At 52.3% G+C, this 26,994-nt stretch carries 26 protein-coding genes and 1 tRNA gene; 2 read left to right on the top strand and 25 right to left on the bottom strand.

All coding sequences use genetic code 11. From position 1 onward, the window contains the following. Positions 1-169: 169 nt before the first annotated feature. The 8 genes from secG to LQ229_RS22860 all read right to left on the bottom strand — a co-directional run bounded on the left by secG (position 170) and on the right by LQ229_RS22860 (position 8,693). Positions 170-406 carry a preprotein translocase subunit SecG gene (gene secG / locus LQ229_RS22895; RefSeq protein WP_216541147.1) on the bottom strand — a complete coding sequence of 79 codons (237 nt, stop codon included), beginning with the start codon at positions 404-406 and terminating at the stop codon, positions 170-172. Positions 407-537: 131 nt separating this feature from the next. Then, on the bottom strand, positions 538-1,191 hold the full coding sequence (locus LQ229_RS22890) for an NAD(P)H-dependent oxidoreductase (protein WP_216541146.1): 654 nt from the start codon (positions 1,189-1,191) through the stop codon (positions 538-540). A 418-nt stretch (positions 1,192-1,609) separates the two neighbouring features. Further along, positions 1,610-2,896 carry a phosphopyruvate hydratase gene (gene eno / locus LQ229_RS22885; RefSeq protein ID WP_216541145.1) on the bottom strand — a complete coding sequence of 429 codons (1,287 nt, stop codon included), beginning with the start codon at positions 2,894-2,896 and terminating at the stop codon, positions 1,610-1,612. Between the two features lie 47 nt (positions 2,897-2,943). Beyond that, entirely contained in the window at positions 2,944-4,482 is a 1,539-nt protein-coding gene (gene gpmI / locus LQ229_RS22880) for a 2,3-bisphosphoglycerate-independent phosphoglycerate mutase (RefSeq protein WP_230192985.1), read from the bottom strand. After that, a complete protein-coding gene (gene tpiA / locus LQ229_RS22875) occupies positions 4,483-5,235 on the bottom strand; it encodes a triose-phosphate isomerase (RefSeq protein WP_230192984.1) in 753 nt (250 codons plus the stop codon). A gap of 15 nt (positions 5,236-5,250) precedes the next feature. Then, positions 5,251-6,432: a phosphoglycerate kinase gene (locus tag LQ229_RS22870; RefSeq protein WP_230192983.1), complete on the bottom strand. Its 1,182-nt coding sequence runs from the start codon at positions 6,430-6,432 to the stop codon at positions 5,251-5,253. 103 nt (positions 6,433-6,535) lie between these two features. Continuing rightward, positions 6,536-7,540, bottom strand: coding sequence for a type I glyceraldehyde-3-phosphate dehydrogenase (gap, locus tag LQ229_RS22865; RefSeq protein ID WP_216541141.1), 1,005 nt, complete (start codon positions 7,538-7,540; stop codon positions 6,536-6,538). A gap of 106 nt (positions 7,541-7,646) precedes the next feature. After that, positions 7,647-8,693 carry a sugar-binding domain-containing protein gene (locus LQ229_RS22860; protein WP_216541140.1) on the bottom strand — a complete coding sequence of 349 codons (1,047 nt, stop codon included), beginning with the start codon at positions 8,691-8,693 and terminating at the stop codon, positions 7,647-7,649. Positions 8,694-8,945: 252 nt separating this feature from the next. Between LQ229_RS22860 and LQ229_RS22855 the strand changes: the two genes are divergently transcribed. Both LQ229_RS22855 and clpP read left to right on the top strand, forming a co-directional pair. Then, positions 8,946-9,020: transfer RNA gene (locus tag LQ229_RS22855), tRNA-Arg, on the top strand. A 132-nt stretch (positions 9,021-9,152) separates the two neighbouring features. Further along, positions 9,153-9,734, top strand: coding sequence for an ATP-dependent Clp endopeptidase proteolytic subunit ClpP (gene clpP, locus LQ229_RS22850; RefSeq protein WP_290370067.1), 582 nt, complete (start codon positions 9,153-9,155; stop codon positions 9,732-9,734). A 288-nt stretch (positions 9,735-10,022) separates the two neighbouring features. Here clpP and LQ229_RS22845 read toward each other — a convergent pair whose 3' ends face one another. The 17 genes from LQ229_RS22845 to hisF all read right to left on the bottom strand — a co-directional run bounded on the left by LQ229_RS22845 (position 10,023) and on the right by hisF (position 26,987). After that, on the bottom strand, positions 10,023-11,129 hold the full coding sequence (locus tag LQ229_RS22845) for a DUF4163 domain-containing protein (protein ID WP_230192982.1): 1,107 nt from the start codon (positions 11,127-11,129) through the stop codon (positions 10,023-10,025). Positions 11,130-11,153: 24 nt separating this feature from the next. Then, positions 11,154-12,212 (bottom strand): spermidine/putrescine ABC transporter substrate-binding protein, encoded by a 1,059-nt coding sequence (locus LQ229_RS22840; RefSeq protein ID WP_216541138.1) that lies wholly within the window; start codon positions 12,210-12,212, stop codon positions 11,154-11,156. A 96-nt stretch (positions 12,213-12,308) separates the two neighbouring features. Next, entirely contained in the window at positions 12,309-13,127 is an 819-nt protein-coding gene (locus LQ229_RS22835) for an ABC transporter permease (protein WP_216541137.1), read from the bottom strand. Beyond that, entirely contained in the window at positions 13,124-13,975 is an 852-nt protein-coding gene (locus tag LQ229_RS22830; protein WP_216541136.1) for an ABC transporter permease, read from the bottom strand. The genes LQ229_RS22835 and LQ229_RS22830 overlap by 4 nt, the downstream gene beginning before the upstream one ends. After that, positions 13,972-14,949 carry an ABC transporter ATP-binding protein gene (locus LQ229_RS22825; RefSeq protein ID WP_290370068.1) on the bottom strand — a complete coding sequence of 326 codons (978 nt, stop codon included), beginning with the start codon at positions 14,947-14,949 and terminating at the stop codon, positions 13,972-13,974. The genes LQ229_RS22830 and LQ229_RS22825 overlap by 4 nt, the downstream gene beginning before the upstream one ends. A 193-nt stretch (positions 14,950-15,142) precedes the next feature. After that, positions 15,143-15,907 carry an SIMPL domain-containing protein gene (locus tag LQ229_RS22820; RefSeq protein ID WP_216541134.1) on the bottom strand — a complete coding sequence of 255 codons (765 nt, stop codon included), beginning with the start codon at positions 15,905-15,907 and terminating at the stop codon, positions 15,143-15,145. Positions 15,908-16,050: 143 nt separating this feature from the next. Further along, positions 16,051-16,320 carry an HPr family phosphocarrier protein gene (locus LQ229_RS22815; protein WP_216541133.1) on the bottom strand — a complete coding sequence of 90 codons (270 nt, stop codon included), beginning with the start codon at positions 16,318-16,320 and terminating at the stop codon, positions 16,051-16,053. 106 nt (positions 16,321-16,426) lie between these two features. Further along, positions 16,427-17,356, bottom strand: coding sequence for a DNA-binding protein WhiA (gene whiA / locus LQ229_RS22810; RefSeq protein WP_216541132.1), 930 nt, complete (start codon positions 17,354-17,356; stop codon positions 16,427-16,429). A 5-nt stretch (positions 17,357-17,361) separates the two neighbouring features. Beyond that, positions 17,362-18,303 carry a YvcK family protein gene (locus LQ229_RS22805; RefSeq protein ID WP_216541148.1) on the bottom strand — a complete coding sequence of 314 codons (942 nt, stop codon included), beginning with the start codon at positions 18,301-18,303 and terminating at the stop codon, positions 17,362-17,364. Between the two features lie 107 nt (positions 18,304-18,410). Continuing rightward, on the bottom strand, positions 18,411-19,295 hold the full coding sequence (rapZ, locus tag LQ229_RS22800; protein ID WP_230192981.1) for an RNase adapter RapZ: 885 nt from the start codon (positions 19,293-19,295) through the stop codon (positions 18,411-18,413). Positions 19,296-19,310: 15 nt separating this feature from the next. Then, positions 19,311-20,261 (bottom strand): ROK family glucokinase, encoded by a 951-nt coding sequence (locus LQ229_RS22795; RefSeq protein ID WP_216541130.1) that lies wholly within the window; start codon positions 20,259-20,261, stop codon positions 19,311-19,313. Positions 20,262-20,766: 505 nt separating this feature from the next. Next, a complete protein-coding gene (gene trxB / locus LQ229_RS22790) occupies positions 20,767-21,711 on the bottom strand; it encodes a thioredoxin-disulfide reductase (protein WP_216541055.1) in 945 nt (314 codons plus the stop codon). 55 nt (positions 21,712-21,766) lie between these two features. After that, on the bottom strand, positions 21,767-23,527 hold the full coding sequence (locus LQ229_RS22785; protein ID WP_216541056.1) for a tetratricopeptide repeat protein: 1,761 nt from the start codon (positions 23,525-23,527) through the stop codon (positions 21,767-21,769). A 109-nt stretch (positions 23,528-23,636) separates the two neighbouring features. After that, on the bottom strand, positions 23,637-24,587 hold the full coding sequence (locus LQ229_RS22780; protein ID WP_216541057.1) for a ribose-phosphate pyrophosphokinase: 951 nt from the start codon (positions 24,585-24,587) through the stop codon (positions 23,637-23,639). A 108-nt stretch (positions 24,588-24,695) separates the two neighbouring features. Further along, positions 24,696-25,520, bottom strand: a complete 825-nt coding sequence (gene hisJ / locus LQ229_RS22775; RefSeq protein ID WP_216541058.1) for a histidinol-phosphatase HisJ — start codon at positions 25,518-25,520, stop codon at positions 24,696-24,698. 16 nt (positions 25,521-25,536) lie between these two features. Then, positions 25,537-26,232, bottom strand: a complete 696-nt coding sequence (gene hisIE, locus LQ229_RS22770; protein WP_216541059.1) for a bifunctional phosphoribosyl-AMP cyclohydrolase/phosphoribosyl-ATP diphosphatase HisIE — start codon at positions 26,230-26,232, stop codon at positions 25,537-25,539. Beyond that, positions 26,229-26,987, bottom strand: a complete 759-nt coding sequence (gene hisF / locus LQ229_RS22765; protein WP_216541060.1) for an imidazole glycerol phosphate synthase subunit HisF — start codon at positions 26,985-26,987, stop codon at positions 26,229-26,231. Before hisF ends, hisIE begins: the two co-directional genes overlap by 4 nt. Between the last annotated feature and the right edge of the window lie 7 nt (positions 26,988-26,994).

Raw genomic sequence — 26,994 nt, 5'->3', positions numbered from 1 at the left:
GTCCATGTTCATCAAAGAAGATTCGTTTTAGCACGTTCGTCTCCATATCCTAACCTTACCAAAAACAAAAACGAGGCGGAAGCCCTGCCCACCCCAAAATTTTATAAATTCTATAATGTCAAAAAAACAGCGGGAAACCCGTTTCCCGCTGCGTTCGTCTATCACATTATTAAACTTTTACAAGATAAGCCACGACCATCGCCAGAATAAAAAATCCGGCAGCCAATGTGATGGTTAAACGTTGTAAAAACAAATCCAAGCCGCGCGCTTTCTGTTTGCCGAATAGATGTTCCGCACCCCCGGAAATGGCACCCGATAGGCCGGCGCTTTTCCCTTTTTGCAGAAGCACAACGGCAATCAAGCCTAATGAGAAAATTACGAGCAACACTTTGAACAATATTTCCACAGATTTTCCTCCTCAAAATTTTCCGTAGGAAAAGTACGTACATATAAAAACAGCATTCTTATTATATCATGTACGCTGCGTATTGACAAGGTGTGCTTGCGCGTTGGTTCGTTACGTTTGCCGTTAGTCCGTTAACCTACTTGCACGGCGTCAAGAACGAACGATTTCGCCGCCGCCTCGGCCCGTTTCTTCGCTTCGGCCAGAAATTCGCCGGCTTTGTCCGGGAAAGCGTTCATTCCTTCGACATAGAGGCTTGTATAATCGGTAATCCCCGTATAAATCGCCAACGCGGTTTTCAAATAATTGTCGCCGAAATTTCTTCCTTGCGCCGCTTCTTCCGAATAGAAGCCGCCGCGTGCTTGAATATGCACCGCTTTACGGTCTTTCAACAGCCCTTCAGGCCCGTTGCCGGTATAGCGGAACGTCTTTCTCGCAACCATCACGTTGTTCAGATAAGCCGACAGATGCGGAGGGAACGTCAGGTTCCACATCGGCGACACGAAAATATAGCCGTCCGCAGACACGAATTGATCCGACAGCTCGTTCATCCGGCCGATCACCGCTTGCTCCTCATCGTTCAACGCTTCATTGCTCGCCAGCTTGCCCCATGCGCTCATGACCGTATAATCGATCATCGGCATATTCCCGTCAAACAGATCGATGCGCTCGATTTCGATCGAAGGCTTCGCTTCTTTCGCCGCTTGCAGGAAATGCTCGCCCAATTGGAGGCTGTAAGAAGCTTCTACCGCTTTCGGGTTTGCCGTAATATAAAGAATTTTGTTCATCTTGCTGCCACTCCTTATCCTATATGTTTATCTTTGTTTGTGTTGTTCACAAATCCAATATTATTACAATAACATACTTACTAACAAAATTAAAGTTTTATTATAAATTAGAGGTACATACAAAAAGTGGAAAAAAGAATATCGCGCGTCGTCCTATGCCTTTGTTTTCGTATTCTAATTACGCTCAGTTCGGCAGACACGTTGCCTTCTGTGCAAACCCTTGACTCTATACTCCTGCCTCCTGAGGGAAGGGGATTTCGACAGAAGGGGAACCAGAAGAGGTAAGACTGGCCGGGAATTCCACGCAACGGACACGAACTCCTGCAAAACGAGTCAATTTCATCATTCGCCACCGTACAGAAAAAGCCTGCCGGACAATTTCCGACAGGCTGACAGAGCTTAGAAACAAAGGCTCAAATTATTTTTTCAAATTGTAGAAAGCTTTTTGGCCGGCATATTGCGCGAGATCGCCCAATTGATCTTCGATGCGAAGCAATTGATTGTATTTCGCCACACGGTCCGTACGCGAAGGAGCGCCGGTTTTGATTTGGCCAGCGTTCGTCGCAACGGCGATGTCCGCAATCGTGCTGTCTTCGGATTCGCCGGAACGGTGGGAGATAACCGCCGTATAGCCGGCGCGTTTCGCCATTTCGATCGCGTCGAACGTTTCGGTGAGCGTACCAATTTGGTTGACTTTCACGAGGATCGAGTTGCCGATGCCTTTCTCGATGCCTTGGGACAAACGCTCGGTATTCGTTACGAACAAGTCGTCGCCGACAAGTTGAACTTTGCCGCCCAATTTTTCGGTAAGCAGCTTCCAGCCTTCCCAATCGTCCTCGGAGCATCCGTCTTCGATCGTGATGATCGGGTATTTGTCCACCCAGGATGCGAGCAAATCGACGAATTCAGCCGAAGTGTAGGATTTGCCTTCGCCTTCGAGATGGTATTTGCCGTCTTTGTAGAACTCGGTGGAAGCGACGTCCATACCCAGGAATACGTCCACGCCCGGTTTGTAGCCCGCTTTTTCGATCGCTTCGATAATCGTTTGGATCGCTTCTTCGTTGGAACCGAGGTTCGGCGCAAAGCCGCCTTCGTCGCCGACAGCCGTATTCAGGCCTTTCGCTTTCAGTACCGATTTCAAGTTATGGAAAATTTCCGCGCCTGCGCGAAGCGCCTCTTTGAACGTAGGAGCGCCTACCGGCAGAACCATGAACTCTTGCACGTCGACGTTGTTGTCCGCATGCGCGCCGCCGTTGATGATGTTCATCATCGGAACCGGAAGCTGTTTCGCATTGAATCCGCCAAGGTATACGTACAGCGGAATTTCCAGCGCTTCGGCAGCCGCGCGAGCGACAGCCATCGAAACGGCCAGAATCGCGTTGGCGCCCAGCTTGCCTTTGTTCGGCGTGCCGTCAAGCTCGATCATCACTTTATCGATTCCAAGCTGGTCAAGCGCGTCCATGCCGATAATTTCGGGCGCGATGACTTCATTGACGTTCTCAACCGCTTTTAACACGCCTTTGCCAAGGTAACGGTCTTTGTCGCCGTCGCGAAGCTCAACCGCTTCATGCGCGCCCGTGGATGCGCCGGAAGGTACGATCGCGCGTCCCATTGCGCCGGATTCCAAATAAACTTCTACTTCTACCGTAGGATTGCCGCGAGAGTCCAATACTTCGCGCGCGAATACATCAGAAATGATTGTCATTGATAAGCACTCCTTTTCATCGTTGGTCGATAATCAATTCATTTTCATTACTTCTTGATTACTGAAGTTCCGGTCATTTCCGCCGGTTGGCTCAATTGCATCAAATCGAGGATCGTCGGGGCGATATCGGCCAGAATGCCGCCTTCCCGCAGCGAAACGTTCTTGTCGGTAACGATAAACGGAACCGGATTCGTCGTATGCGCCGTATGCGGTCTTCCGTTCTCGTCGATTTCCGTCTCCGCATTCCCGTGGTCCGCCGTAATGATCGCAACGCCGCCTTTCGCCAGAACGGCTTCCACGACTTTGCCCATGCACTCGTCGGTCGCTTCCACCGCCTTGATCGTCGGCTCCAGCATGCCGGAATGTCCGACCATGTCCGGATTCGCGAAGTTCAAGATGATGCAGTCGTGTTTGTCCGCTTCGATCTCTTTCACGGCCGCTTCCGCCACTTCGTAAGCGCTCATCTCCGGTTTCAAATCGTACGTCGCCACCTTCGGCGAATTGATGAGAATCCGGGTTTCGCCCGGCAGTTCAACATCGCGTCCGCCGCTGAAGAAGAACGTTACATGCGGGTATTTCTCCGTTTCGGCGATGCGAAGCTGTTTCTTGTTGTTTTGCACCAGCACTTCGCCGAGCGTATTGTCGAGATTTTTCGGTTTGTACGCGACATACCCTTTCACCGTCTCGCTGAAGAGCGTCAAGCAGACGTAATACAGGTTCTTCGGCAGTTTGTCGCCGCGGTCGAAACCTTGGAAATCTTCGTTCGTGAATACGTTGGACAACTGAATCGCCCGGTCCGGACGGAAGTTGAGGAAGACGACGGCGTCGTTCGATTCCACCAAGCCGACCGGTTGTCCGCTTGCGTCCGTCATGACGGTCGGCATCACGAATTCGTCGAAGACCGATTTCTCGTATGATTCCACAATCGCTTGCATAGGATCTTCGTATTTCGGTCCTTCGCCGTAGACCATGGCGCGGTACGATTTCTCGACACGCTCCCACCGTTTGTCGCGGTCCATGGCATAGTAACGGCCTTGCACGGTCGCGATTTTGCCGATGCCGACTTCTTCAATCTTCGCAAGAAGCTGCTGCATATATGTTTTGGCGCTGTCCGGAGCGACGTCGCGGCCGTCCAGAAACGCGTGAATGTATACGTCTTGCAAATTTTCCTTCTTCGCGAGTTCCAACATGGCGAATAAGTGGCTGATATGGCTGTGCACGCCGCCGTCGGATAACAAGCTGTACAAATGCAGTTTCGTATGATTGTCCTTGGCGTGGCGCACGGCGCCGATCAACACTTCATTGTCGAAAAATTCGCCTTCGCGAATCGATTTGGAAATGCGCGTCAAATCTTGATACACGATTCGGCCTGCGCCGATGTTCAAATGGCCTACCTCCGAGTTGCCCATTTGACCTTCAGGCAGTCCGACCGCTTCGCCGCATGCCGTTAACGTCGTATGCGGGTATTCGCTCATATAGCGGTTGTAGTTCGGCTTGTTCGCTTGCGCGACCGCGTTGCCGACTACATCGTCGCGCAATCCGAATCCGTCCATGATGATCAGCGCTACTGGTTTCGGTGCGGACATTTACTTTGCCCCCTCGACCAATTGAATGTAGGAGGCAGGCTGCAAGCTCGCGCCGCCGACGAGGGCGCCGTCAATATCGCTTTGGCTCATATATTCGCGCACATTTTCCGGCTTCACGCTGCCGCCGTATTGGATGCGGACCGCATTCGCCGTCGCTTCGCCGTACATTCCTTTGACCAACTCGCGGATATAAGCGATAACTTCGTTCGCGTCTTCCGCCGTCGAGGATTTGCCCGTTCCGATCGCCCAGATCGGCTCGTAAGCAATGACGACTTGCGCCGCCTGTTCCGCGGACAAGCCTTGGAAAGCCCCTTCCGTTTGCACTTTGCAAACGTCTTTCGTCTGACCGGCTTCGCGCTCTTCCAATTTCTCGCCGACGCAGACGATCGGCGTCAAGCCGTGCTTGAACGCGGCGTGAACCTTCTTGTTGACGATGTCGTCGGTTTCCGCAAAATAAGCGCGGCGCTCGGAATGCCCGATAATGACGTAGGAGACGCCGAGATCTTTCAGCATAACGCCGCTAATTTCGCCGGTAAACGCGCCGCTGTCTTCGAAGTGCATGTTCTGGGCGCCGATTTGGATCGCTGTGCCTTTCGCCGCTTCGACCAATGCCGGCAAATTCGTATAAGGCGCGCAAATGACGCTCTCAACGCCGTCAACTTCCGCTTTGCCTTTCACTTCTTGAATGAAGGCGGTCGCCTCGCTTACCGTCTTGAACATTTTCCAGTTGCCTGCGATAATCGGTTTTCTCACTTACGTTCACTTCCTTTACTTGTCGTTAAGCGCTACAACGCCCGGGAGCGCTTTGCCTTCCATAAATTCGAGGGAAGCGCCGCCGCCCGTGGAGATGTGGTCCATTTTGTCGGCAAGTTTGAATTTCTCCGCCGCCGCCGCCGAATCGCCGCCGCCGATGATCGTATAACCGGCCGTGTCGGCGCAAGCCTGCGCTACCGCGCGCGTCCCATGCGAGAACGGTTCGATTTCGAATACGCCCATCGGGCCGTTCCATACGATCAGCTTGGAGTTTTTAATCACTTCCGCATATTGCTCGCGCGTTTTCGGTCCGATATCGATGCCTTCCCAATCGGCCGGAATATCGTCGATATCAACGATCTTCGTATTCGCGTCCGCGCTGAAATCGTCGGAAATGACAATATCGACCGGAAGCATGAAGTTTTTGCCGAGCTGTTTCGCCTTCTCGATAAAGCCGAGCGCCATATCCAGCTTCTCGTTGTCGCACAACGATTGGCCGATTTCATAGCCTTGCGCCTTCATAAACGTATAGGACAATCCTCCGCCGATCAATACGTTGTCGGCAATCTCCAACATCTTGTTGATCACGTCGATTTTGTCCTTCACTTTCGAACCGCCGATAATCGCCGTGAACGGACGTTCCGGATCGGACAACGCCTTGCCGAGTACGGAAAGCTCTTTCTCCATCAACAGACCGGATACGGCCGGCAAGTGATGCGCGATGCCTTCCGTCGAAGCATGGGCCCGGTGCGCGGCGCCGAAGGCGTCGTTTACGAACAAATCGGCAAGTTCAGCGAACGATTTCGCCAATTCCGGATCGTTCTTCTCTTCGCCGGGATAGAAACGTACGTTTTCGAGCAGCAATACGTCTCCGTCTTTCATGTCCGCGATTTTCCCTTTCACCGCGTCGCCAACCGCTTCATCCGCTTTCGCAACCGGTTTGCCGAGCAGTTCGGACAAACGTTCCGCCGCCGGCGTAAGGCGCATCGACTCGACCACCTGTCCTTTCGGACGTCCCAAGTGGCTTGCCAAAATGACTTTCGCGCCTTTTTCAATCAAATATCGAACGGTCGGCAGCGTCTCGCGAATCCGCGTATCGTCGGTAATTTTTCCGTCTTCCAACGGCACGTTAAAATCGACGCGCACAAATACCCGTTTGCCTGCTACATCTACGTCACGTACACTTTTTTTATTCATGTCCGTCTTCCTCCCGCTTTTGTTCTAGGAAACTAATGATGGCTCGGAACCGACGGAAGAGGAGAGCAAACCGCTTCTCCCCTTCGATCGGAACGATATTCGATTACAGACCTTTTTTCGCGATGTAAATAGCCAGGTCTACGACGCGGTTGGAATAGCCCCACTCATTGTCGTACCAGGAAACGACTTTCACCATGTTGTCGCCGACAACCATCGTCGACAACGCGTCGATCGTCGAGGAAGCAGGATCTCCGTTGTAGTCGCTCGATACGAGCGGCTGTTCGGAATAGTTCAAGATGCCTTTCAAAGGACCGTTGGCAGCTTCTTTCAAAGCGCTGTTTACCGATTCAACCGTTACGTTTTGGCTCAACTCGACAACGAGATCCGTTACGGAAACGTTCGGCGTAGGTACGCGCATTGCCATACCGTTCAATTTGCCTTTCAATTGCGGAAGGACCAAGCTGACCGCTTTCGCAGCGCCCGTAGTGGACGGAATAATGTTCTCCGCAGCGGCGCGCGCACGGCGAAGGTCTTTATGCGGCAGGTCAAGCACGCTTTGGTCGTTCGTGTAGGAGTGAACCGTCGTCATCATGCCTTTCACGATGCCGAATTTCTCATCCAATACTTTCGCGAACGGAGCCAAGCAGTTTGTCGTACAAGAAGCGTTGGAAATGACCGTATGGCTTGCAGGATCGTATTTGTCTTCGTTGACGCCCATAACGATCGTAATGTCTTCGTTCGTAGCAGGGGCGGAGATGATCACTTTTTTCGCGCCGCCTTTCAAGTGAAGCTCGGCTTTTTCTTTCGCCGTGAAAATACCTGTCGATTCAACGACGATTTCAACGCCGTTCGCGCCCCAAGGCAAGTTCTCAGGATTGCGCTCCGCGAATACTTTAACCTCTTTGCCGTTTACGATCAGCTTGCCTTCAGCGGCTTCGACAGTCGCGTTGAGCTTGCCATGAGTCGTATCATATCTCAACAGATGAGCCAGCGTGTTAACGTCGGTCAAATCGTTGATTGCCACGATTTCCAATTCAGGGTTGTTTAACGCCGCGCGGAATACGTTGCGGCCGATGCGTCCAAAACCGTTAATGCCTACTTTAACCATTGATAATTCCTCCTAGAAAAGTATTTTTATATATTCAAGACGAGCCATAGGCACGTCAAGACCACATTGTTACGTTGGTTCAGGGCAGTTATCGCTCGTCTGCGGCTTACGCGTCGCCGCGTTCCGCCCCATCCATATATTTAAGTATTTCATGCGCTGCCGCCTCGTCGGTCACCAAAATATCTTCATGCCCGAACCGCAATACGGCGGCGATCGATCTGCCTTTGCTCTTTCCTCCGGCGATCGCGATCACGACTTCCGTCTTCATGACGTCTTCCAGCCTGAGGCCAAGCGTCGGAGTCCGATGAACGACCCTTCCTTGCGTGTCGAAGTAATATCCGAGCGCTTCCGCGAGCGCCCCTCGCTGCCGGATCGCTTCGACCGTCTTATCGTCCACGCGCCTTCGCCGCGCCATGACGAACGCGTCTCCGATCCCGTGCACCACAATGCGCGCCTGGCGAATCGCCTTCACCACTTCCTGAATGTTCGGCTCTTGGCTAAGAGACTGGTAGGCTTCTTCGCTCATCTGATCGGGCACGTGCAGCAGCCGGTATTGCGCGCCTGTCCGCTTCGCCATTGTCGATGCGATCGTATTGGCTTGGTAATCCAAGCTCTCGCCCAACCCGCCGCGGGCCGGCACGAACCAGTTGCCTTTGAGCGGCGTCGATGTCGTAAGTTGCTCCGCCATTTGCGCGAGCGTCGAACCGCCGGTTACGGCGATGACATCGTCCTTCGTCATCACTTTGCGCAGCGCCCTGCAGCCTGCCCGTCCCAATTCGCGTTTCGTATGGGGTGACGTATCCCAATCGCCGGGAACGATAATGACCTGCTTCAGCCCGAAGTAGTTCCGGATTCTCTCTTCCAGATTCGTGAGTCCGAACAGTTCGCCTACGACCGGTTCGATCTGCTCCAGCAGCCTTCTGCCTGCGTCGCTGATGCGCATGCCGACACTCTCGATTTCGATCAAGCCTTGCGCCTTGAGCAAATCGGTCTCGGCCCGCAGCACCCGCTCGGTCATATCGAGCGAGGCTGCCAGCGTCCGGCGTCCGATGACATCGGACAGCATGATTTGATGCAAGATCGTATACCGTTTCTTCAAAATTTCCATGAGATCAGGAAGAAGTTGCTTTTGTATCTCTAATATTTCCCGCATTTCTCTCACTCCTGCAACTAGTCTTGGCCTGAAAATGTCCCATGTAAACTTTTTAAGTCCCACCTTCATTTTAACCAAAAATCGACTAACTTGCAAGTACGCTATTCATCAGATTTCACTTTAAACCGCCTTTTTATGCACTCTATGTATAAAACGGCAATTTTTCCGATTTGGGAAAAATTATGTGCTTGATTTTCCGCCGTCCATGCCATATAATAGCGATTGTATCGCTTTTTGAACAATATTGAATATGCGCCCGTGGTCCAATGGATATGACGTAGGCCTCCGGAGCCTGAGATCGAGGTTCGATTCCTCGCGGGCGCGCCACTTAACGAATTCGATCAGCTTGCCGCTGATTTTTTTATTTCAATAGTTTGACTATCTTTGACTTTTCGGTTTAAATCCGTTATGATATGGGTAATCTGCTTCACATAACAACTTTTTAAAGGAGGGTTTTCCGTGAGTTTTATACCTATGGTCGTAGAACAAAGCAATCGTGGGGAACGCGCTTATGACATTTATTCCAGATTGTTGAAAGATCGCATCATCTTCCTCGGTACGCAGGTCAACGATGTCGTTGCCAATTCCATTATCGCACAAATGTTGTTTTTGGCGGCGGAGGACCCGGACAAGGATATCCATCTATATATCAACAGCCCGGGCGGGTCGATTACGGCCGGCATGGCCATTTACGACACGATGCAGCATATTAAGCCGGACGTGTCTACCATTTGCGTAGGGATGGCCGCTTCGATGGGAGCGTTTCTGCTGGCAGGCGGAGCGATCGGCAAACGATTGGCGCTGCCGAACAGCGAAGTGATGATTCATCAGCCGCTAGGCGGCGCGGAAGGTCAAGCGACCGATATCGAAATTCGCGCCAAACGCATTATCGCCTTGCGCGACAAGCTGAACCGCATTTTGGCGGAGCGCAGCGGGCAGCCGCTTGAGCGGATCGAGAAGGACACCGACCGCGATTATTTCATGAGCGCTTATGAAGCGAAGGAATACGGCTTGATCGATAAAGTGGTGGAAAAAGTATAAAGCGTTCATAGCAAAACGAAAACCTGGGGCGAATCGCTCCAGGTTTTTTTCGGTCGATTTTCAGCATTAGCTGGAAATGAAACCGTTATTTTTGCCGAATGAACGGCATCGCAACATTTAACGGTATTAGCCGGAGCTAATCTCGAACAGGATCGGCGAATCGGTTGATTCCGGGGGAATTAGCGGTAGTTTTTCCAGCTAAAATGGCTTTGGATAGGATTGCATCGCAAATTAACGGTAGAAATCGAAGCAAAAAAAGAGCCCGCATCGCATGCGAACTCCTCACTTCTAGAACGGAAGCTCCCCCTCCGGCAACTCGGGCAGCAATGCCGAGAACCGGAAATAAAATTCCGGGAAGCCCGCGGCATAGGGCGTATACTCGTACACGTCGAAATATACGACCACTCCTTCGTCCTTCACGTAGAAGGACGGATTGTCGGATATCGTCCGGAAGGCGAATTCATGCCCTTCCTCGTACAAGGCGATCTCTTGCAAGCCCTTCTTCACTACCGCATTGATCGGATCCTTGTAATTCGGGTTCGATTGCAGCAAATCGTTCAGCGTATATACCTTGCCCGTATTCAGATTGATCGTGTAATCGGTCCGTGCCGGGATGCCGTGCGCCCCGCCCTGATAAACGTATGATTGGAACTGTACGCTGACGACGTCATTCCGGTTGTATTTCATACTGTAATCCAGATAGTAGTCGTATTGAAAACCGATATCGTTGAAAGCGCCCTTCGACTCTGCCAGCGCCGCATCGACGAACCGTTCGGCCTCCTTGGCGAACAATTCGTTGATCTGCACCTCGACGTCCCCGCTCTTCAACCCCTTAAGCTGCGGATATTGCACCGTAACGGTAACGTCCTGCGTCTCCTTGTTAATCGAAACATTCGTCCACAGAATATCGTTCTCTCGAATTTTGCTTAGTACGACCGTTTTCGTGTCCGCAATCCAATGGGCCTCATAGCCCATATGCCCTGTCAGCAGCGGAAGCGGCACATACCACTCCCCGCCGATTTGCCGTACCGTGTACCCTTTCGAGAGTTCGTGGCCGTTTACCGTCACATCCGAGCCATCGGCAAGCGCGACAACTTCCCGATTCGGCGCTTTGACGGCAATCGCTTTCGCTTGTGCATCGTAAGACGCCGTTAGACCGAGATCTTCGTTCAAGAAGGATAGCGGAAGCATCGTGACCTGCTCGACCGATAAAGCTTTATGCTTCGAGGCCTCGCCGTCGACATTCAGCCGGAACGATGGGGAAGCCGCTTGTCCCGCCTGCTCCGATTGCATCATTGCCGTTGCCGCCGCCAATGCCGGCGCCGGAGCGGCGATGCCGCCCCAAACCATCAAACAGACTGCTGCCGCCGTACCAACTCGAACTAACGTTTTCATGTCTCTACACCTCTGGATTTGTCATTATTCTCTGCCGCTTTTAATTTCCGTCCAGTAACGGTCGTACACTTGCAACGTTTTGCCTACATCCAACAGCCATTCAGTCCGCTCCAACTCCTCGTCGGACAAGAAGATCATCGGGTTCGATCGATATTCTTCGCTATGCAAATCTTTGGCCTTCTCGTTCGGATCGCTGTATCCGATCGATTCGTAGTTTTTCACGCTTACTTCGGGCTCCAGCATGTAATTGATGAATTTCTCGGCCAATTCTTTGTTTTTCGCGCCTTTCGGAATCGCGTAGTTGTCGGACCAGATCGTGCCGCCTTCCTTCGGAACGACGTAAGCTACATCCGGGTTCTCCGCCTCGATCACGGCCGTATCCCCGGACCATACCATCCCGATCCATCCTTCTTCCGCGATCATTTTCTGCTTAATATTGTCCGTATCGAAGGCAAGCACGCTCGGGAGCAGCGATTTAATATCGCCGACCGCCTTTTCGATCTCGCCTTCGTCGGTTGTGCTGTTGGAGAATCCGTTCTTGATCAAGCCCATGCCGATCACTTCGCGGGAATCGTCGAGCAGCAGCACTTTATCTTTATAAGCCGGGTTCCACAAGTCTTCCCAGCTGTCGATTTCTTCTTTGACATACTTCTTGTTGTACGCAATGCCCGATACGCCCCAAGTGTATATGATCGAATACTTGTTGTCAGGGTCGTAATCCGGGTTTTTGAAACGATCCGTAATGTTCACCCAGTTTGGAATGTTGTTTTTGTCGAGCGGTTCCAACAAGTCCTGCTGAATCATCGATGCCACCATATAATCGGACGGCTGGATCAGATCGTAGTTCGCACCGCCCGCTTTAATTTTGGCAAGCAGTTCCTCGTTATTGGCGAATACATCGTAATTGACTCGTACGTTGTATTTTTCCTCGAAATCTTTCAACACCTGCTCGTCAAAATTATCCGCCCAGCTGTAAATATTGAGCGTCTCCTGCTTGGATGAAGAACATCCCGCCACTGCCACCAGCGATATGGAGAGCAGTCCGGCCAGCGCAATGCCGGCAAATCGTTTCACTTTGTTCAACCTTATTACCCCTCTCTTATATCAAAAAATAAAACTTCTATCGAAATAAGCTCCTGTAAGGAGCGTGTTCAAAAAGTCAACTTTTTGAACGTCCTCTCAAAACGGGAATGTGGTGCTCTTTTTTTTGTTGCCGGAACCTTTGCTCTGCAAGATTTGAGCCGACAGGATCAAAATGATGCTGACCAGAATCATCAGCGTACAAAGCGCATTGATTTCCGGCGAAATGCCCCGCTTAACCAATCCGTATATATAAATCGGCAGCGTCGTCGAATTCGGACCGGCGACGAAAAAGCTGATCATGAAATCGTCGATCGACAGCGTAAAAGCGATTAACGCTCCCGCAATCACGCCAGGCCAAATCGAAGGCAGCGTAATATAACGGAACGTCTGCCAAGGAGTCGCGCCCAAATCTTGAGCGGCTTCCTCCAATTGTTTGCCCATGCCGGACAGCCGGGACGACACGATAACGTATACGTAAGAAATGCTGAACGTTATGTGCGCGATAATAATCGTCCATTTCCCGAGCGGAATATGGAACTGGCTAAACAGCAATAAAAGCGACAAACCCATTATAATATCCGGAACGACGATCGGCAAATACAACATGCCGACGATGCCTTTGCTTTTCTTCGACGACCGGCGCCGCAAAGCGAGCGCCGCCGCCGTTCCGAGCACGGTGGAAACGACGGTCGAGACAAACGCAATCGACAAGCTGTTCATGAGCGCTTCCATCACATGGCGGTTATCGAACAGCGAAACGTACCAGTTCCAGGTGAAACCTTGCCAAGTCGCGCTTATTCGCGAATCGTTAAACGAGAACACGACAATAAAGACGATCGGAAGGTAAATAAACACCAGCATTAACAGCGAGTGCAGCGATAAAAGCGGGTGCTGTTTAACTGTGCCGCTTTTCATGCGCTCCCCTCCTTTACCCGTTCATGCCGGGACTTCAGCGCCCGGTTGAATAGACCGATCAGCACGAGCGAAGTGATCGCGAAGATGACCGACAGCGCCGATCCGAACGGCCAATCGCGCGCTCCGAGAAACTGATTTTGAATAATATTGCTGATCATTGACGACTTCGCGCCGCCCAATATGTCGGTAACGACAAACATCCCCGCCGTCGACACGAACACAAGCACCGAACCGGTCATAATGCCGGACTTGGTCTGCGGCAGCGTAATATGCCAGAACGCCCGCCATTTCGTTGCGCCGAGATCCCCCGCCGCCTCCAGCAATTTGCGGTCCATCTGCTCCAAAGCGACATAAATCGGCAGCACCATAAACGGTATGAACGTATAAACCATACCGAGCAGGACCGCCCCTTGCGTATATAGAAGCTTTAACGGCTCCTCAACGAGACCGATATTCATTAATAACGAGTTGACAACGCCCTGCGACCGCAACAGCAGCACCCAAGCGTACGTCCGGACGAGAAAGTTGATCCAGAACGGCAGCGTAATCATAATAAGCAGCCATTTTTGCTTGGCGGGACTGCAGTGGGCGATATAATAGGCGAGCGGATAGCTGAGAATAAGGCACAGCACGGTCGTCAGCACCGACAAAACCAGCGTATCCCAATACACGCCGAGATAGAGCGAGTCGAAGAAACGCGCGTAATTATTCAAGCTGAACTGGTAGACGAGGTTGCCGAATTCGTCCCGCTGCAAAACCGAAATGACGACGACGAACAACATCGGCACAATTAAAAAAAGAACGAGCCAAAGGACGACAGGCGCAATCAACCATCTCGACTTGTTCATGGCCCGACGTTCACCTCGTCCGCCCGGTCCCAATCAAGGCCGATGCGTTGTCCGATCCGCCACGGCCTGTTGTCTTTGAAATCGAGATAGACCGAAACGTTCGTTTGCTCGTCATCCAGATGAACGACCAGCTTATGAATATTGCCCAGAAAGACGATATCTTGTATGACGCCTGTTTTCTTCGCGCCGGATTCCGCATTCTCGATCGCCTGCAGCTTCTCCGGCCGAATGGCGAACATCCGGTCCTTCGCCATAAAAATATTATTCTCGCCCACGAACGTAGCCGCAAACAACGTTTCCGGACGGCGGTATATTTGCTGCGGAGTGCCGATCTGCTCCACCCTGCCGTTGTTCATAATGACGATGCGATCCGACATCATCATCGCCTCTTCCTGGTCATGCGTCACGTACACGAACGTAATGCCAAGATTGCGCTGCAATTGTTTCAACTCCGCCTGCAAGTTTTTGCGAAGCTGCAAGTCAAGCGCCCCGAGCGGCTCGTCTAGCAGAAGCACGCGCGGTTTGTTGGCAATGGCCCGCGCGATCGCAACGCGCTGCTGCTGTCCCCCGGACAGCTGATGCGGATAGCGCCGGACGAGCGGCGTCAACTGCGTCAAGCGAACCGCTTCGGCGATGCGCTCCTTCTGTTCCGCGGCTGCGATTTTTTTCATTTTCAGGCCGAACTGTATATTTTGCTCTACCGTCATATGCGGAAATAAAGCGTAATGTTGAAATACGAGATTCAAATCCCGCTTATTCGGCGGCAATTGCGTGACGTTCCGGCCGTCCAGCATAATGTCGCCGCGGGTCGGTACCTCGAAGCCGGCGATCATGCGCAAAATCGTCGTCTTCCCGCAGCCGCTCGGGCCAAGCAAAGTGAGAAACTCTCCTTCGTCGATCGTAAGCGAGAGCGGGTGGACGACTGTCTGATCGGCAAATTTTTTCTCAATGTTTACGAGCTGTATCATCGACATCAACCCCTTATCGTCAGTTCCGGGCAGGACGAACCTCGTCGCCCTCGCATGGCCGGTTCAGCGCTGCCAATTTTAAGTAAAAAAAGCCATATCCATTGGTATGGCTTTCATTAAAGGTGGTCGTATTCATTTTTTAGCATCTTCACTATACAGTTTTTTTGTCGATGATACAACTATTTTCTCGAATTTTCATTTATTTCATAGCGTACTGCACGTTTAACGTCGCTTGAAGCTTCACTTCGCCCGATTCGAACGACGTCGATGCCTTCGATTCCGCCGCCGCACTTGCCAAATCCATCACGCGCGTATAGACCGGTCTGAACTCGCTGCCGACCTCGGAGACGCCGATCACCGCACCCACTTCGCGGTTCGCCGCCTTTGCGATCGCTTCCGCTTTTTTCTTCGCGTTCAGCATCGCCTTCTCCAATACTTGCGCCTCGTATTCTTCCGCTTTCTCCGTATCGAAGCGGACTTGGTTGACCCGGTTCACGCCGGCCGCCGCCGCATCGTCAACCAGCGTGCCGAGTTGATCCAACTGGCGGTAAGTCACTTCAACCGTATGCTCCGCCACATAACCTTTCACCTTTGGGCTTTCGTTATCTTTATAAGTATATTCGGGGTTCACCGAGAATCCGACCGTTTTCAAATCTTTGCCGTCTATTTTATATTTGTCGGTCAGCACCTTCTTCAGCTTCGCGAACAGATCGGCGTTCTGCTGCTGCGCATCCTTCGCCGTCGCCGCGCGCGTCTGAATCGCTAGCGCTATGTATGCAACGTCCGGCGCGATCGTCAGTTCGCCTTTCCCTGTTACCAGGATCACGTCGCTCGTCTCTCCCGCACTCGCCGCAGCAGCTTTGGGCATGGTGCCGAACGCGCCGCCGGACGGGGCGAACGCCATTCCCGCGGCCAGTACGCATACCGACATGATGAGCACAAACGGTTTCTTCCATCGATTCATTGTTATATCCCTCCATACAAATGAATTTTCATTGTTCGCATACCAGACGGATAAGCGCTTTCAAAGGTTTCACCCATAAGACAAAAAGCTCCTCTACATGTGCAGGAGCTTTTCTTCGCATCGAAAATGTTCGGTTAAAAAAGTTATTGGTTCTCCAGTTCTTCCTTGCTGACCAAGCTAACTAAAGCGGCTATAGCCTGTTCGGCATCGGAGCCTTCCGCACTGATATTGACTTCTGTACCAGAGCTGATCGCCAAGCTCATAATTCCCATGATGCTTTTTGCGTTCACTTTTTTGTCGTCCTTCTCCACGAAAATTTCAGACGAGTATTTGTTCGCCTCTTGAACGAACAATGCTGCCGGTCTTGCATGGAGACCCGTTTTTAACCGCACAATTACCGGTTGCTTTGTCATGGAAAAATTTACCCCCTATTACATATGGTATCTGGCGATATATGTTCAGTGTCACGTTTATAAACATTATACCATTATAGCATGAAGTAAACTAGGAAAAAAGCGATCATCCTTTCCTAATTTTCTCCGCTATTTCGTCGATCTTTCGCAAGCGGTGATTTACGCCGGATTTGCTCACCTTACCCTTCAGCAATTCCCCGACTTCCTTCAAGTTAATATCCGGATGCGCCAACCGGATTTCCGCCACTTCCCGCAGTTTCTCCGGCAAATTTTCCAAGCCGATTTCCTTCTGCAGCAGCTTAATGTTATCGATTTGGCGAACCGCCGCGCCGATCGTCTTGTTCAAGTTGGCCGTTTCGCAGTTGACGATCCGGTTGACCGAATTCCGCATATCGCGCATAATCCGCACATCCTCGAATTTGAAGAGCGCTTGATGCGCGCCGATAATATTCAGCATTTCGATAATTTTCTCGCCTTCCTTAATGTAGAAAATAAACCCTTTCTTGCGTTCGATACAGCGGGCGTTCAAATCGAAATGATTGGCCAGGTCGACGAGCGCCTTGCAATGTTCTTCATACATGGAGGCGATTTCCAAATGATACGAGGAGCCTTCGGGATTGTTCACCGAGCCGCCGGCCAGGAATGCGCCGCGCAAATAAGCGCGCTTGCAGCAGTTTTTGGCGACGATGTCCGGAGCGATGCCGGACGTAAACATAAACCCTTCGGAAACGATATGCAGTTCTTTTAATATTTCCTGAACATGCGTTGGAATACGCACGATATATACATTATTTTTTTTCAAACGCATTTTTTTGCGCACAAGCAATTCGGTATGCACCTGAAAATTTTTTTTAATCAAGGAATAGATTCTCCTTGCAATCGCGGCGTTCTCGGTGGATATATCCAAAACAACCTTACGGTTCGTAAGCTGAACGGTGCCGTTCATCCGCAGCAGCGCGGACAATTCCGCCTTCTCGCAGCAAGCGTCGGACTCGATTAAGGTTAATTCTTTTTTCGTTTGCGCCGCAAAAGACAAGGGACTCACCTCTTTCGTATCATCCAATTTTCGACCAGCTGGTAAATATGGTGGCTAAGCCGGGACGCGTCGTGGCGCAAATACGTTCGAAAGAGCACCAGACGATCGGCAATCACTTTGTATCCCCTCCGCTCGACTTCCTCCAGATCCAGATGGACGGCTTTCGCTCCCTTTTCCGCATACTTGTCTTGTACTTGGGGAGGGATTTCGCCGTTATTCACGATAACATAGTCGAACAGATGCCGGTCGATATGCCGGTAGATCGCTTCCAAATGATCGCCGACCGTATAATTGTCGGTTTCCCCCGGCTGCGTCATGACATTGCACACGAATATTTTCAACGCGTCGGATTCGACGACCGCTTCCGCCAGCTTCGGTACGAGCAAATTCGGGATGATGCTTGTATACAAGCTTCCGGGACCGATCAGAATGGCATCGGCTTCGCGGATCGCCTCCACGGCCTCCGGCAGCGGCTCCACCTGTTTCGGTTCGAGGAATACCCGTTTAATGCGCTGGCCCGAAGTCGGAATGGTCGATTCGCCGACGACGATCGAACCGTCTTCCATCTCCGCCTTCAAAATAACGGCCTGATTCGCCGCCGGCAGCACCCGCCCCCGAACGGCAAGCACTCTGCTCAGTTCGCGAATGCCTGTGACGAAATCGCCGGAAATGTCCGTCATCGCCGCTAAGATTAGGTTGCCTAAACTATGCCCGGCTAAACCGGTTCCATTCTTGAAACGATATTGCAGCATATCGGACAATAACGGCTCGACATCGGCCAGCGAGCTGAGCACGTTGCGAATATCGCCCGGCGGCGGCATCTGCAGCTCGCTGCGCAGAATGCCCGAACTTCCCCCATCGTCGGCAACCGTTACGATGGCCGTAATATCAAGCGGCTTCTCTTTCAGACCGCGCAGCATGACGGATAACCCCGTACCGCCTCCCATGACGACGATGCGCGGGCGTCCGTTCTTGTTATGCTCCAGATCCAATTCCCCTCACCCCTTCATTGACAGACCGTAACACCGGACAGTCGCGCGACGACTCGCCCCGGCTAATGCCGGTCACGCTCCGCATCGCGATGGCTGACGCGAACGGCTTCCGTTTCGCTTGCCCCGATAATGCGGCCCAAATATTCGGCGATCGCCACCGAACGGTGCTTGCCGCCGGTGCAGCCGATTCCGATGACAACCTGGCTCTTTCCTTCTTTCCGATATTGGGGCATAAGGAATTGCAGCATATCCACCAGCTTGGTTAGAAACGCCTGCGTCTCCGGCCACTTCATCACATAGTCGTACACGTCGGTATCTTGCCCGGTATGCGGACGCAGCGCTTCAACATAATGAGGGTTCGGCAAAAAACGAACGTCGAATATTAAATCCGCGTCGATCGGAATTCCGTATTTGAAGCCGAACGAAGTTACGTTAATGGATAGCGTTTGTTGGTCCAAATTTGTAAACCGGGCGACAATTCTCTCCTTCAATTGAGCGGGCTTGATATTGCTTGTATCGAGCACCTGGGTCGCCCAGCCTTTCAAATCTTCCAACAGCTTGCGCTCCAGTTGAATGCCGGTAAGCGGCATTCCGTCGGGAGCAAGCGGATGGCGGCGCCTGCTTTCTTTATAACGCTGGACAAGCACCGCATCGGTCGCATCCAGAAATACGATCTCGTAATCGATCGTAAAATGATCCTTAATATAATTCAACGATTCGGATAGGGCGGTAAAAAACTCTCGGCCCCGCAGGTCGATTACCAAGGCGACTTTGCCTATTTTCCCGTTCGATTGTTCGATCAGCTCCGCAAACTTCGGAATAAGAACCGGAGGCAAATTATCGACGCAGAAAAAACCGAGATCTTCCAAACTTTGCACCGCAATCGTTTTTCCCGCTCCCGACATTCCCGTAATGATAACCAGCTTCGCCATCGATGTCGTTTCCATCCGCAATTCCTCCTGTTAGGATCGAATAAACAAGCCTGCCGCTCCGATCATGCCGGCATCGTTGCCCAGCGTCGCCGGAACGATTTCCACTCCTTTTTGCAGCGTTTCCGGCGTCAGCTCGCGGAACACTTCCCGAATCTGATCGAATAGGAAGTCTCCCGCTTTCGAGACGCCGCCGCCGATAATGTACCGCTCCGGGTTCAAAATCGTCGTAACGGCAGCCATCGACTTGCCGAGATAATAAGCCGCGCGGCTTACAATACGTTCCGCTGCTTCGTCTCCCGCTTTAGCCGCGTCGAATACGTCCTTCGCCGTAATGCTGTCCAGAAGCGACAGCGATGTGCGGTCTCCCCGGCTCACGGCGTCCTTCGCCATACGGATAATTCCCGTCGCGGACGATACCGTCTCCAGGCATCCCATTTTGCCGCAGCCGCATTGGATCGCCTCCAAGTCGGGCACAACGGCGATATGACCCAGTTCTCCCGCCAAGCCCGAGAATCCTTCGTAGATTTTGCCGTTAATAATGATTCCGCCGCCGACGCCCGTTCCAAGCGTATAGCAGACGCAATTGCCGACCCCTTTGCCGGCGCCGCTCCACGCTTCGCCCAAGGCCGCCACATTCGCGTCATTATTTATTTTCACAGGTTTCCCTAATCTTTCCACTAATATATCCCGAATCGGCACATCGCGAAAATCTACGTTCGGCGCGAGCAGGACGATCCCGTTCTCGATATCGATAAAGCCCGCCATCCCGGCGCCGATGCCTTCCACTTGATCCCACGAGTAGGGGGATTGATCAACAAGCTCCCGAATATATTTCACGATATTGTCGATGATCGCAGGGGTTCCGCTCCCTGTTCCGGTCGGGCCTTCGTAAGACTGCAGCAAATGCCCCTGCTCGTTGCAAAGGCCAACCTTGATGGCTGTTCCGCCCAGATCCAAGCCTACGTAGATTTTTTCAGACATGCTTTCACACCTTCTTAAAGTAATAGATACTCAGTACCAACTATAAGCTATGCCGAACGGATTGGTCAAGATAACAGACTGTGACAGAACCGGGCTCCGTGACGGTGACCGTCTCGAGGGAGGATCCCAGCCGCCGCTAAACAACGTCAATCCGATCTGTCGGCTTCGGCCGCCATCCAACATTTTCCATGAACGAGCCGGGGGCATGGTGCTTCGGGTGGCACAGTGCCATTGTCCGTTTCAGGCATAAGCAAAACCGTCAGGATATGGGTCCTGACGGCCTTCGTTGCTCATGCTTCCATGGGGGTGTCGAGCCCCCCGTTAGGTAACTGCAATGATCCATTTATATTAGCCTATTCGGGTGACGCGGCAAAAGCGTACAAATAAGCCCTCCGACGAACGGATAACGGAAGCTATGTCCGCCTAAACAGCGAATAAGCGATTTTGACGCAAAATAACGGCCGTACGGTCCGGATAGCGATTTCTCGATGCAACGACAGTCCGATTAATTGCCGCTCCAATCGTGTACGGCGCTGCCTTCGAGGAATTTCTCGCAGTCCAGCGCGGCCATGCAGCCCGAACCCGCAGCCGTGATCGCCTGGCGGTATTTCATGTCCTGCACGTCGCCGCATGCGAAGACGCCCGGCACATTCGTTTCCGTCGTTCCCGGTTTGACGATGATGTAGCCGTGCTGATCGGTATCGATTTGTCCATCCAGGAACTTCGTGTTCGGCGTATGGCCGATGGCGACGAACAAACCGTCCGTTTCCAGCAATTCTTCTTCGCCGGTTTCGTTGTTCTTCACTTTCAGGCCGGTTACCCGATTCTCGTCGGCAACAACCTCAAGCGGAGTGCGATTGAGCGACCACGTAATCTTCTCGTTCGCACGCGCGCGCTCCTGCATAATTTTCGAAGCCCGCAGCTCATCGCGCCGATGTACCAGCGTCACTTCGGTCGCGAAACGCGTCAAGAAATTCGCTTCCTCCATCGCGGAGTCTCCGCCGCCGACGACGATAATTTTTTTCCCGCGGAAAAAGAATCCGTCGCAAGTCGCGCAGGTGCTCACCCCGCGCCCGACATTCGTTTTCTCGCCGGGGATGCCGAGATATTTGGCCGAAGCGCCGGTGGAAATTATAAGCGTCTCCGCTTCGAGCTCCCCTAACCCTTCAACGGTCAGCTTGAACGGCCGTTTCGACAGATCGACGCTATTGACCCAGCCCGTTTTGAATTCGGCGCCGAAACGTTCGGCTTGCTTCCGCATATTATCCATCAATTCGGGACCCATAATTCCTTCCGGAAAGCCAGGGAAGTTCTCCACGTCCGTTGTCGTCGTAAGCTGTCCGCCCGGCTCCGGTCCTTCGATCACCAGAGGCTTCAAGTTGGCGCGGGCCAAATAGATAGCCGCCGTTAAGCCGGCCGGTCCCGTCCCGATTACGATCGTTTTGTGCATAGTATGATGTCCTCCCTTGCGTCAATGACTATATTTAGAGGTTGTTACAAAAAAACTAGAATTTTTCCGTAAACGATGGAAAGATCGTCTCCATTTTCCGCTTAATGCCGCAAACTTCATCGATCCATTTCACATATTTGCCAACTGTGGAGACGGAAGTTCCGTACCGCTCCGCCACTTCCTGATAAGAGATGGAACGCCGGTGCATTTTGGCCGTCAAATATTCGAGCGCCGCCGCCCAGCCCTCCGCTTTATGAATCTTGGGCACGCTCGGATAAACCCGTGTCAGAAATTCCACCCACAGCGTCTGCAAATCATGCTGCTGCAGCATATCGTACCGTTTGCCCATCGTCTGCAAAGCTTTATCCAATACCGCCTGCCAACCGTCTTCCCAATCTGGAAGGCGGGTCGAAACCATCATGCCGTTCACCGTGGCCGCGACGTTGTCCAATACCGCCGGCAAAGGTTCGTCGACTCCCATCGAGCGCAGCACGAAGATCGCGACTTGCTTCAAATATTCGCTTTCGTCCGGCTCCAGCAGAAACGCTCGCAGCGCCTCTTCCACCTCATGGTCGGCGATCATGCCGAGCGCTTGAATGACCTGAAGCTTCGTCTGCTGATCTCCGTGCCTAAGCGCCCAGAAGAACGAAGAGCGAACCAGCGGATCGCGTTTCAAATGCTCGGGCAATCCGTCGCCTGATTTCTCCCACAGCCGGAATTGTTCCTCGAACGGCAAATGATAATGATAGCTGAACATCGATTTCCGTTTTTTCGTTTGTTTCTTGCCTTTCGCCGATTTCAATTGCCGGAGCTGATCCAGGTAAAAGCGCGGAATTTCCGAGCCGGGATCGAGCTTCTCGGCATGGCTCCACAAGCGGTAAGCCTCTTGGAACCGGCCGATATTGCATGCCGCCACCGCCGTATAATGGTACAAGCAAGGATCGTAATTGATTTCCGTATCTTTCAGAAGGCGGCGGAACAAGTAGTACGCATTCTCATGCTCGCCCAAAATCCCCATCGTCGTCGCCAGCTTGAAAGCATGCTCTTGATGAAACGGGTACGTCTTTTTTAATTGTTCCACAAGGGACTGCAATTCACTCTTCTTGCCTTCATGCTGGTAAAAAATCGCCAGATTGCATAAGGCGTGCAAGTTCCCCGGATCCAGTTCCAGCACTTCGTTGATCACGTCCATCGACTTATCGAATAAGCCCATGTAGTAATAAGCCAATCCCAGGTTGTTGCGTGCGGCCATAAAATCGGGCTGATCCTTGACCAACCGCTCGAGCAATTTGACCGCCTCGGAGAAACGCCCCTCTTCCAGCATCATCCGGGCTTGATCGTGTTCGTACAGCCCTTCGCGCGCACGAATGTTGCATAGGCGCGGCGGACGGTTCAACTCAAAGTGGAGGAGATCCATCATCTCCTCGGCTTCGATTAAGTATTGGCCGCTCTCGTCCTCTTCCAAATATTGAATGAGCGCTTCTTCCGCATCCTCGAACTGCTCCATATTGGCATAATTGTTCGCCATGTAGAAATAGCACTCCGTAAGGGTCGGATCGATCTGCTCCAGAACTAACCGCAGTATCCGGTTCGATTCTTCGTAATTGCCCATCTCGGACAAAATGCCCGCCATATTGCAGTGGTTGACGGGATTGTCCGGTTCATATTCGACGGCCCTGCTAAAATATTTCAATGCCTTGTCGTAATGATATCGATCCAGCGAACGGACTGCTCGCTCAAAGAAAAATGTCGCATCTAAATGTATCGGTATGATCTTGCTTCGCTGACGATCAGCCCGCAGCTTCTTCTCTTTCATCGCCAAGGCACCTCCTACGGTTTCAAGTAAAAATTCAAATCAACACAATTATAGCATAGAAATGGGAGTATATATAAACCCTATTTCAAGAAAATAGAAGGTTTGCCGCCTATACGCCGGCATCCCGGAACAGCGTGCTGATCGAGCCGCCGTTGGTAATAATGCGCGTCGCTTCCGCCAGCATCGGCGCGACCGAAATAATCTTGAAACGATCCGGCTTATTGTCCGGCAGCGTAACCGAATCCGTTACGACAACCTCTTTAATGTTTGGGTGATCCAAGCGTTCGATCGCCGAGCCGGAGAAGATGGGATGCGTCGCGCAGACGTATACGTCTTTGGCCCCCCGCTCCTTCAATCCTTCGACGACATTGACGATCGTCGATCCCGTATCGATCAAATCTTCGATAATAATCGGCGTCCGTCCTTCCACGTCCCCGATGACGTGCGTAATAACCGATTCATTGTGCGCGGGACGTTTCTTGATCATAATCGCAAAAGGGGAATCCAGTTGATTCGCCAGCTTCTCCGCGGTTGACGCCCTGCCCGCGTCGGGAGATACGATTACGGGGTTGTCGATCCGTTTCGTCTTCAAATATTCGCTAATCAGATCGAGCGCCGTCAGATGGTCGACAGGGATATTGAAAAATCCTTGAATCGCCGGCGCGTGCAAATCGATGGTCAATACGCGGTGCACGCCGACCGTCGTCAGCACATCCGCCACCATCTTCGCCGAAATCGGCTCGCGCGGCGCCGCCTTCCGTTCCTGGCGAGCATAGCCGTAATACGGCATAATGACATTGATCGTGCGCGCCGAAGCCCGCTTGGCCGCATCGACCATCACCAGCAATTCGACAAAATGTTCATTGATCGGATGCGAGAACGATTGTACGATGAATACGTCGCAATTGCGGATCGTTTCTTCATAGTGAACGTAAATTTCTCCGCTTTTAAATCTTGATAATTTAACATTTCCCTGTTTGATCCCGAGCACGTTGCATATTTTCGCCGTCAACTTCGGATTGGACGAGCCGGAAAACAGTCGTAACTTGTCGCTTGGCATGATACCCTCCCAAACATAATAAGAGACTATATGATTGCATGTGAAAGCGTGCGATATGTCGAAAGACCGCACATTATGACTTTATCCTCATTATACATTAGGAGGACTTTATATTTCAAAAGAAACCATCCGGCGTTGCCGCCGTTCGAATGTGGCCAGTTCCCTGAATCCGATCTCGTACAGCAGCGCGCGCGCCTCGTCCAAATATTGCGAGAGACGCTCCGGTTGATGAGCGTCTGACCCGATCGTCAGCGGAATGCCTTGCTGCAAGCAATATTCCAGCATCGGACGGCTCGGGAACATCTCGGCGCACGGCATCCGGAGGCCTGATGCGTTCAATTCGATCGCAAGCCCATTCTCTTTCACGGCATCGAGCGCCGCCTTTTCGAGCAGCTTTACTTCCGCTTCCCGGCTTGCGTCCGGGCCGTATCCGAATCGCTTGATCACGTCGATATGCCCGATATAATCGTACAATCCGGTACGGGCGGCCTTCTGTACGGCATCGTAATATTGCGCGTACACTTCGAACGGATCCCTGCCTTCCCATTGCGCGGTTTGCCGGAAATCCGTCACATCCCAATGCCCCAAGAAATGTACCGATCCAATGACGTAATCCCAAGGGTACGCTTCGACAATCCGGGAAATTTCTTCTTCGTATCCTTCGATATAATCGCCTTCCAGACCGACGCGGACGTCGATTTGGCCTTGATACTTCTCTTTCAACTGCAAGCATTCTTCCACATAACGCGGCAATTCGTCCATCGGCATCGCCATTTCCGGCAAATATTGCGCCGGATCGACATGAATGAGCGGCATATGATCGGAAAGGCCGATCTGCTGCAGCCCGATTTCAATTCCGCGTAGTACGTATTCTTCAAGCGTTCCTACGGCATGCCCGCAACGGGCATGGTGGGTATGGTAATCGATCCGCATAAGTTTCGGCCTCTCTTTATTCGGTTTTATTCGGTTGATCCGTTCGATAGTGGCGTCGTTCCAGTTCTTGCAGCACATCGTCGAGCGGAAGCTTTCTTTCTCTCAGCAATACCATCAGATGATAGATCAGGTCCCCGGCTTCGCAGCGCAGTTCGTCGTTGTCGCGATTTTTGGCCGCGATAATCACCTCCGCCGATTCCTCGCCGACCTTTTTCAAAATTTTATCCAAACCTTTTTGGAATAAATACGTCGTATAGGCCCCTTCCGGCCGTTCGGCGTCTCTTTCGGCGATCGTCGCTTCCAGCTTGGACAATACGGCGAAACGGTCCGTCTGGCTCTGAACCGCAGAATCGTTTGCAGCCGCCTCTCCTTTTAACTCCACCGGGTTGAAGAAGCAACTGTACTTGCCTGTGTGGCAAGCCGGTCCTTGCTGCGCGACCCGTACCAGCAGCGTGTCTCCGTCGCAATCGTAATGCATTGACACGATGCGCTGCGTATGGCCCGACGTTTCGCCCTTATGCCATAATTGCTCGCGGGAGCGGCTCCAAAACCATGTTTCGCCCGTCTCTACCGAACGCCGCAGCGATTCCCGGTTCATATAGGCGAGCATCAGCACTTCTTTGCTTAGCGCGTCCTGCACGACAGCCGGCACCAATCCCGCTTCGCTCCAGCGGATTTGCTCTTCCAGAGCGGCTTGATTCTCGCTTGTCATCTTACTTCCACCCCTTTGCTTCTTAAATCCTGTTTCACTTCTTCAATCGTCATTTCTTTATAATGGAAAATGGTAGCCGCCAATCCCGCATCGGCGAGCCCTTCCGTAAATACGTCGTAAAAATGCTCTTTCCGGCCCGCTCCTCCGGATGCGATGACCGGAATGCCGACCGTTTGCGATACCGCCCTCGTAAGCGCAATATCGAAACCGTCTTTCGTGCCGTCCGCATCCATGCTCGTCAGCAAAATTTCGCCAGCGCCCAGCTTCTCCGCTTGTTTCACCCAATCCAGCGCTTTGATGCCGCTCGGCGTACGCCCGCCGTGCGTATAGACTTCCCATTCGCCCCACGCTTCGTTGAACTTGGCGTCTACCGCCACGACGATACATTGGGAACCGAATTTGCTCGCGCCGTCCGAGATTAACTGCGGATTTTTGACCGCCGCGGTGTTGATGCCGATTTTATCCGCGCCGGCGCGCAGCAGCCGCTTCATGTCGTCCACATGGGAAATGCCGCCGCCGACCGTGAACGGGATCGCGATTTCGCCCGCCGTCTTCTTCACGACTTCGATCATCGTGGCGCGGCCTTCGACGGAGGCGGAAATGTCGAGAAACACTAGTTCGTCCGCCCCTTCGCGGTTATACAGCGCAGCCAGTTCCACCGGGTCGCCGGCATCGCGCAAGTTTACAAAATTGACGCCCTTGACGACACGCCCGTCTTTCACGTCCAAACATGGAATAATCCGTTTCGCCAACATTCCTGAC

Origin of the sequence: Paenibacillus sp. CECT 9249, assembly GCF_918697855.1 — a bacterium.
GTDB lineage: Bacteria > Bacillota > Bacilli > Paenibacillales > Paenibacillaceae > MSJ-34.
Note: the sequence above shows the minus strand (reverse complement) of the source record. Positions and strands in the feature narration are given on the sequence as shown.

Excerpts from the sequence above, each read along its gene's own strand:
- LQ229_RS22890 (WP_216541146.1), bottom strand. The coding sequence starts at position 1,191 with ATGAACAAAATTCTTTATATTACGGCAAACCCGAAAGCGGTAGAAGCT.
- hisJ (WP_216541058.1), bottom strand. The coding sequence starts at position 25,520 with ATGCGGATCGATTACCATACCCACCATGCCCGTTGCGGGCATGCCGTA.
- rapZ (WP_230192981.1), bottom strand. The coding sequence starts at position 19,295 with ATGGAAACGACATCGATGGCGAAGCTGGTTATCATTACGGGAATGTCG.
- LQ229_RS22785 (WP_216541056.1), bottom strand. The coding sequence starts at position 23,527 with ATGAAAGAGAAGAAGCTGCGGGCTGATCGTCAGCGAAGCAAGATCATA.
- LQ229_RS22815 (WP_216541133.1), bottom strand. The coding sequence starts at position 16,320 with ATGACAAAGCAACCGGTAATTGTGCGGTTAAAAACGGGTCTCCATGCA.
- LQ229_RS22835 (WP_216541137.1), bottom strand. The coding sequence starts at position 13,127 with ATGAAAAGCGGCACAGTTAAACAGCACCCGCTTTTATCGCTGCACTCG.
- LQ229_RS22825 (WP_290370068.1), bottom strand. The coding sequence starts at position 14,949 with ATGTCGATGATACAGCTCGTAAACATTGAGAAAAAATTTGCCGATCAG.
- gap (WP_216541141.1), bottom strand. The coding sequence starts at position 7,540 with ATGGTTAAAGTAGGCATTAACGGTTTTGGACGCATCGGCCGCAACGTA.
- eno (WP_216541145.1), bottom strand. The coding sequence starts at position 2,896 with ATGACAATCATTTCTGATGTATTCGCGCGCGAAGTATTGGACTCTCGC.
- LQ229_RS22845 (WP_230192982.1), bottom strand. The coding sequence starts at position 11,129 with ATGAAAACGTTAGTTCGAGTTGGTACGGCGGCAGCAGTCTGTTTGATG.
- LQ229_RS22830 (WP_216541136.1), bottom strand. The coding sequence starts at position 13,975 with ATGAACAAGTCGAGATGGTTGATTGCGCCTGTCGTCCTTTGGCTCGTT.
- LQ229_RS22870 (WP_230192983.1), bottom strand. The coding sequence starts at position 6,432 with ATGAATAAAAAAAGTGTACGTGACGTAGATGTAGCAGGCAAACGGGTA.
- LQ229_RS22820 (WP_216541134.1), bottom strand. The coding sequence starts at position 15,907 with ATGAATCGATGGAAGAAACCGTTTGTGCTCATCATGTCGGTATGCGTA.
- gpmI (WP_230192985.1), bottom strand. The coding sequence starts at position 4,482 with ATGTCCGCACCGAAACCAGTAGCGCTGATCATCATGGACGGATTCGGA.
- LQ229_RS22860 (WP_216541140.1), bottom strand. The coding sequence starts at position 8,693 with ATGCGGGAAATATTAGAGATACAAAAGCAACTTCTTCCTGATCTCATG.
- LQ229_RS22795 (WP_216541130.1), bottom strand. The coding sequence starts at position 20,261 with ATGTCTGAAAAAATCTACGTAGGCTTGGATCTGGGCGGAACAGCCATC.
- hisF (WP_216541060.1), bottom strand. The coding sequence starts at position 26,987 with ATGTTGGCGAAACGGATTATTCCATGTTTGGACGTGAAAGACGGGCGT.
- hisIE (WP_216541059.1), bottom strand. The coding sequence starts at position 26,232 with ATGACAAGCGAGAATCAAGCCGCTCTGGAAGAGCAAATCCGCTGGAGC.
- LQ229_RS22780 (WP_216541057.1), bottom strand. The coding sequence starts at position 24,587 with ATGCCAAGCGACAAGTTACGACTGTTTTCCGGCTCGTCCAATCCGAAG.
- LQ229_RS22805 (WP_216541148.1), bottom strand. The coding sequence starts at position 18,303 with ATGGGAGGCGGTACGGGGTTATCCGTCATGCTGCGCGGTCTGAAAGAG.
- trxB (WP_216541055.1), bottom strand. The coding sequence starts at position 21,711 with ATGCACAAAACGATCGTAATCGGGACGGGACCGGCCGGCTTAACGGCG.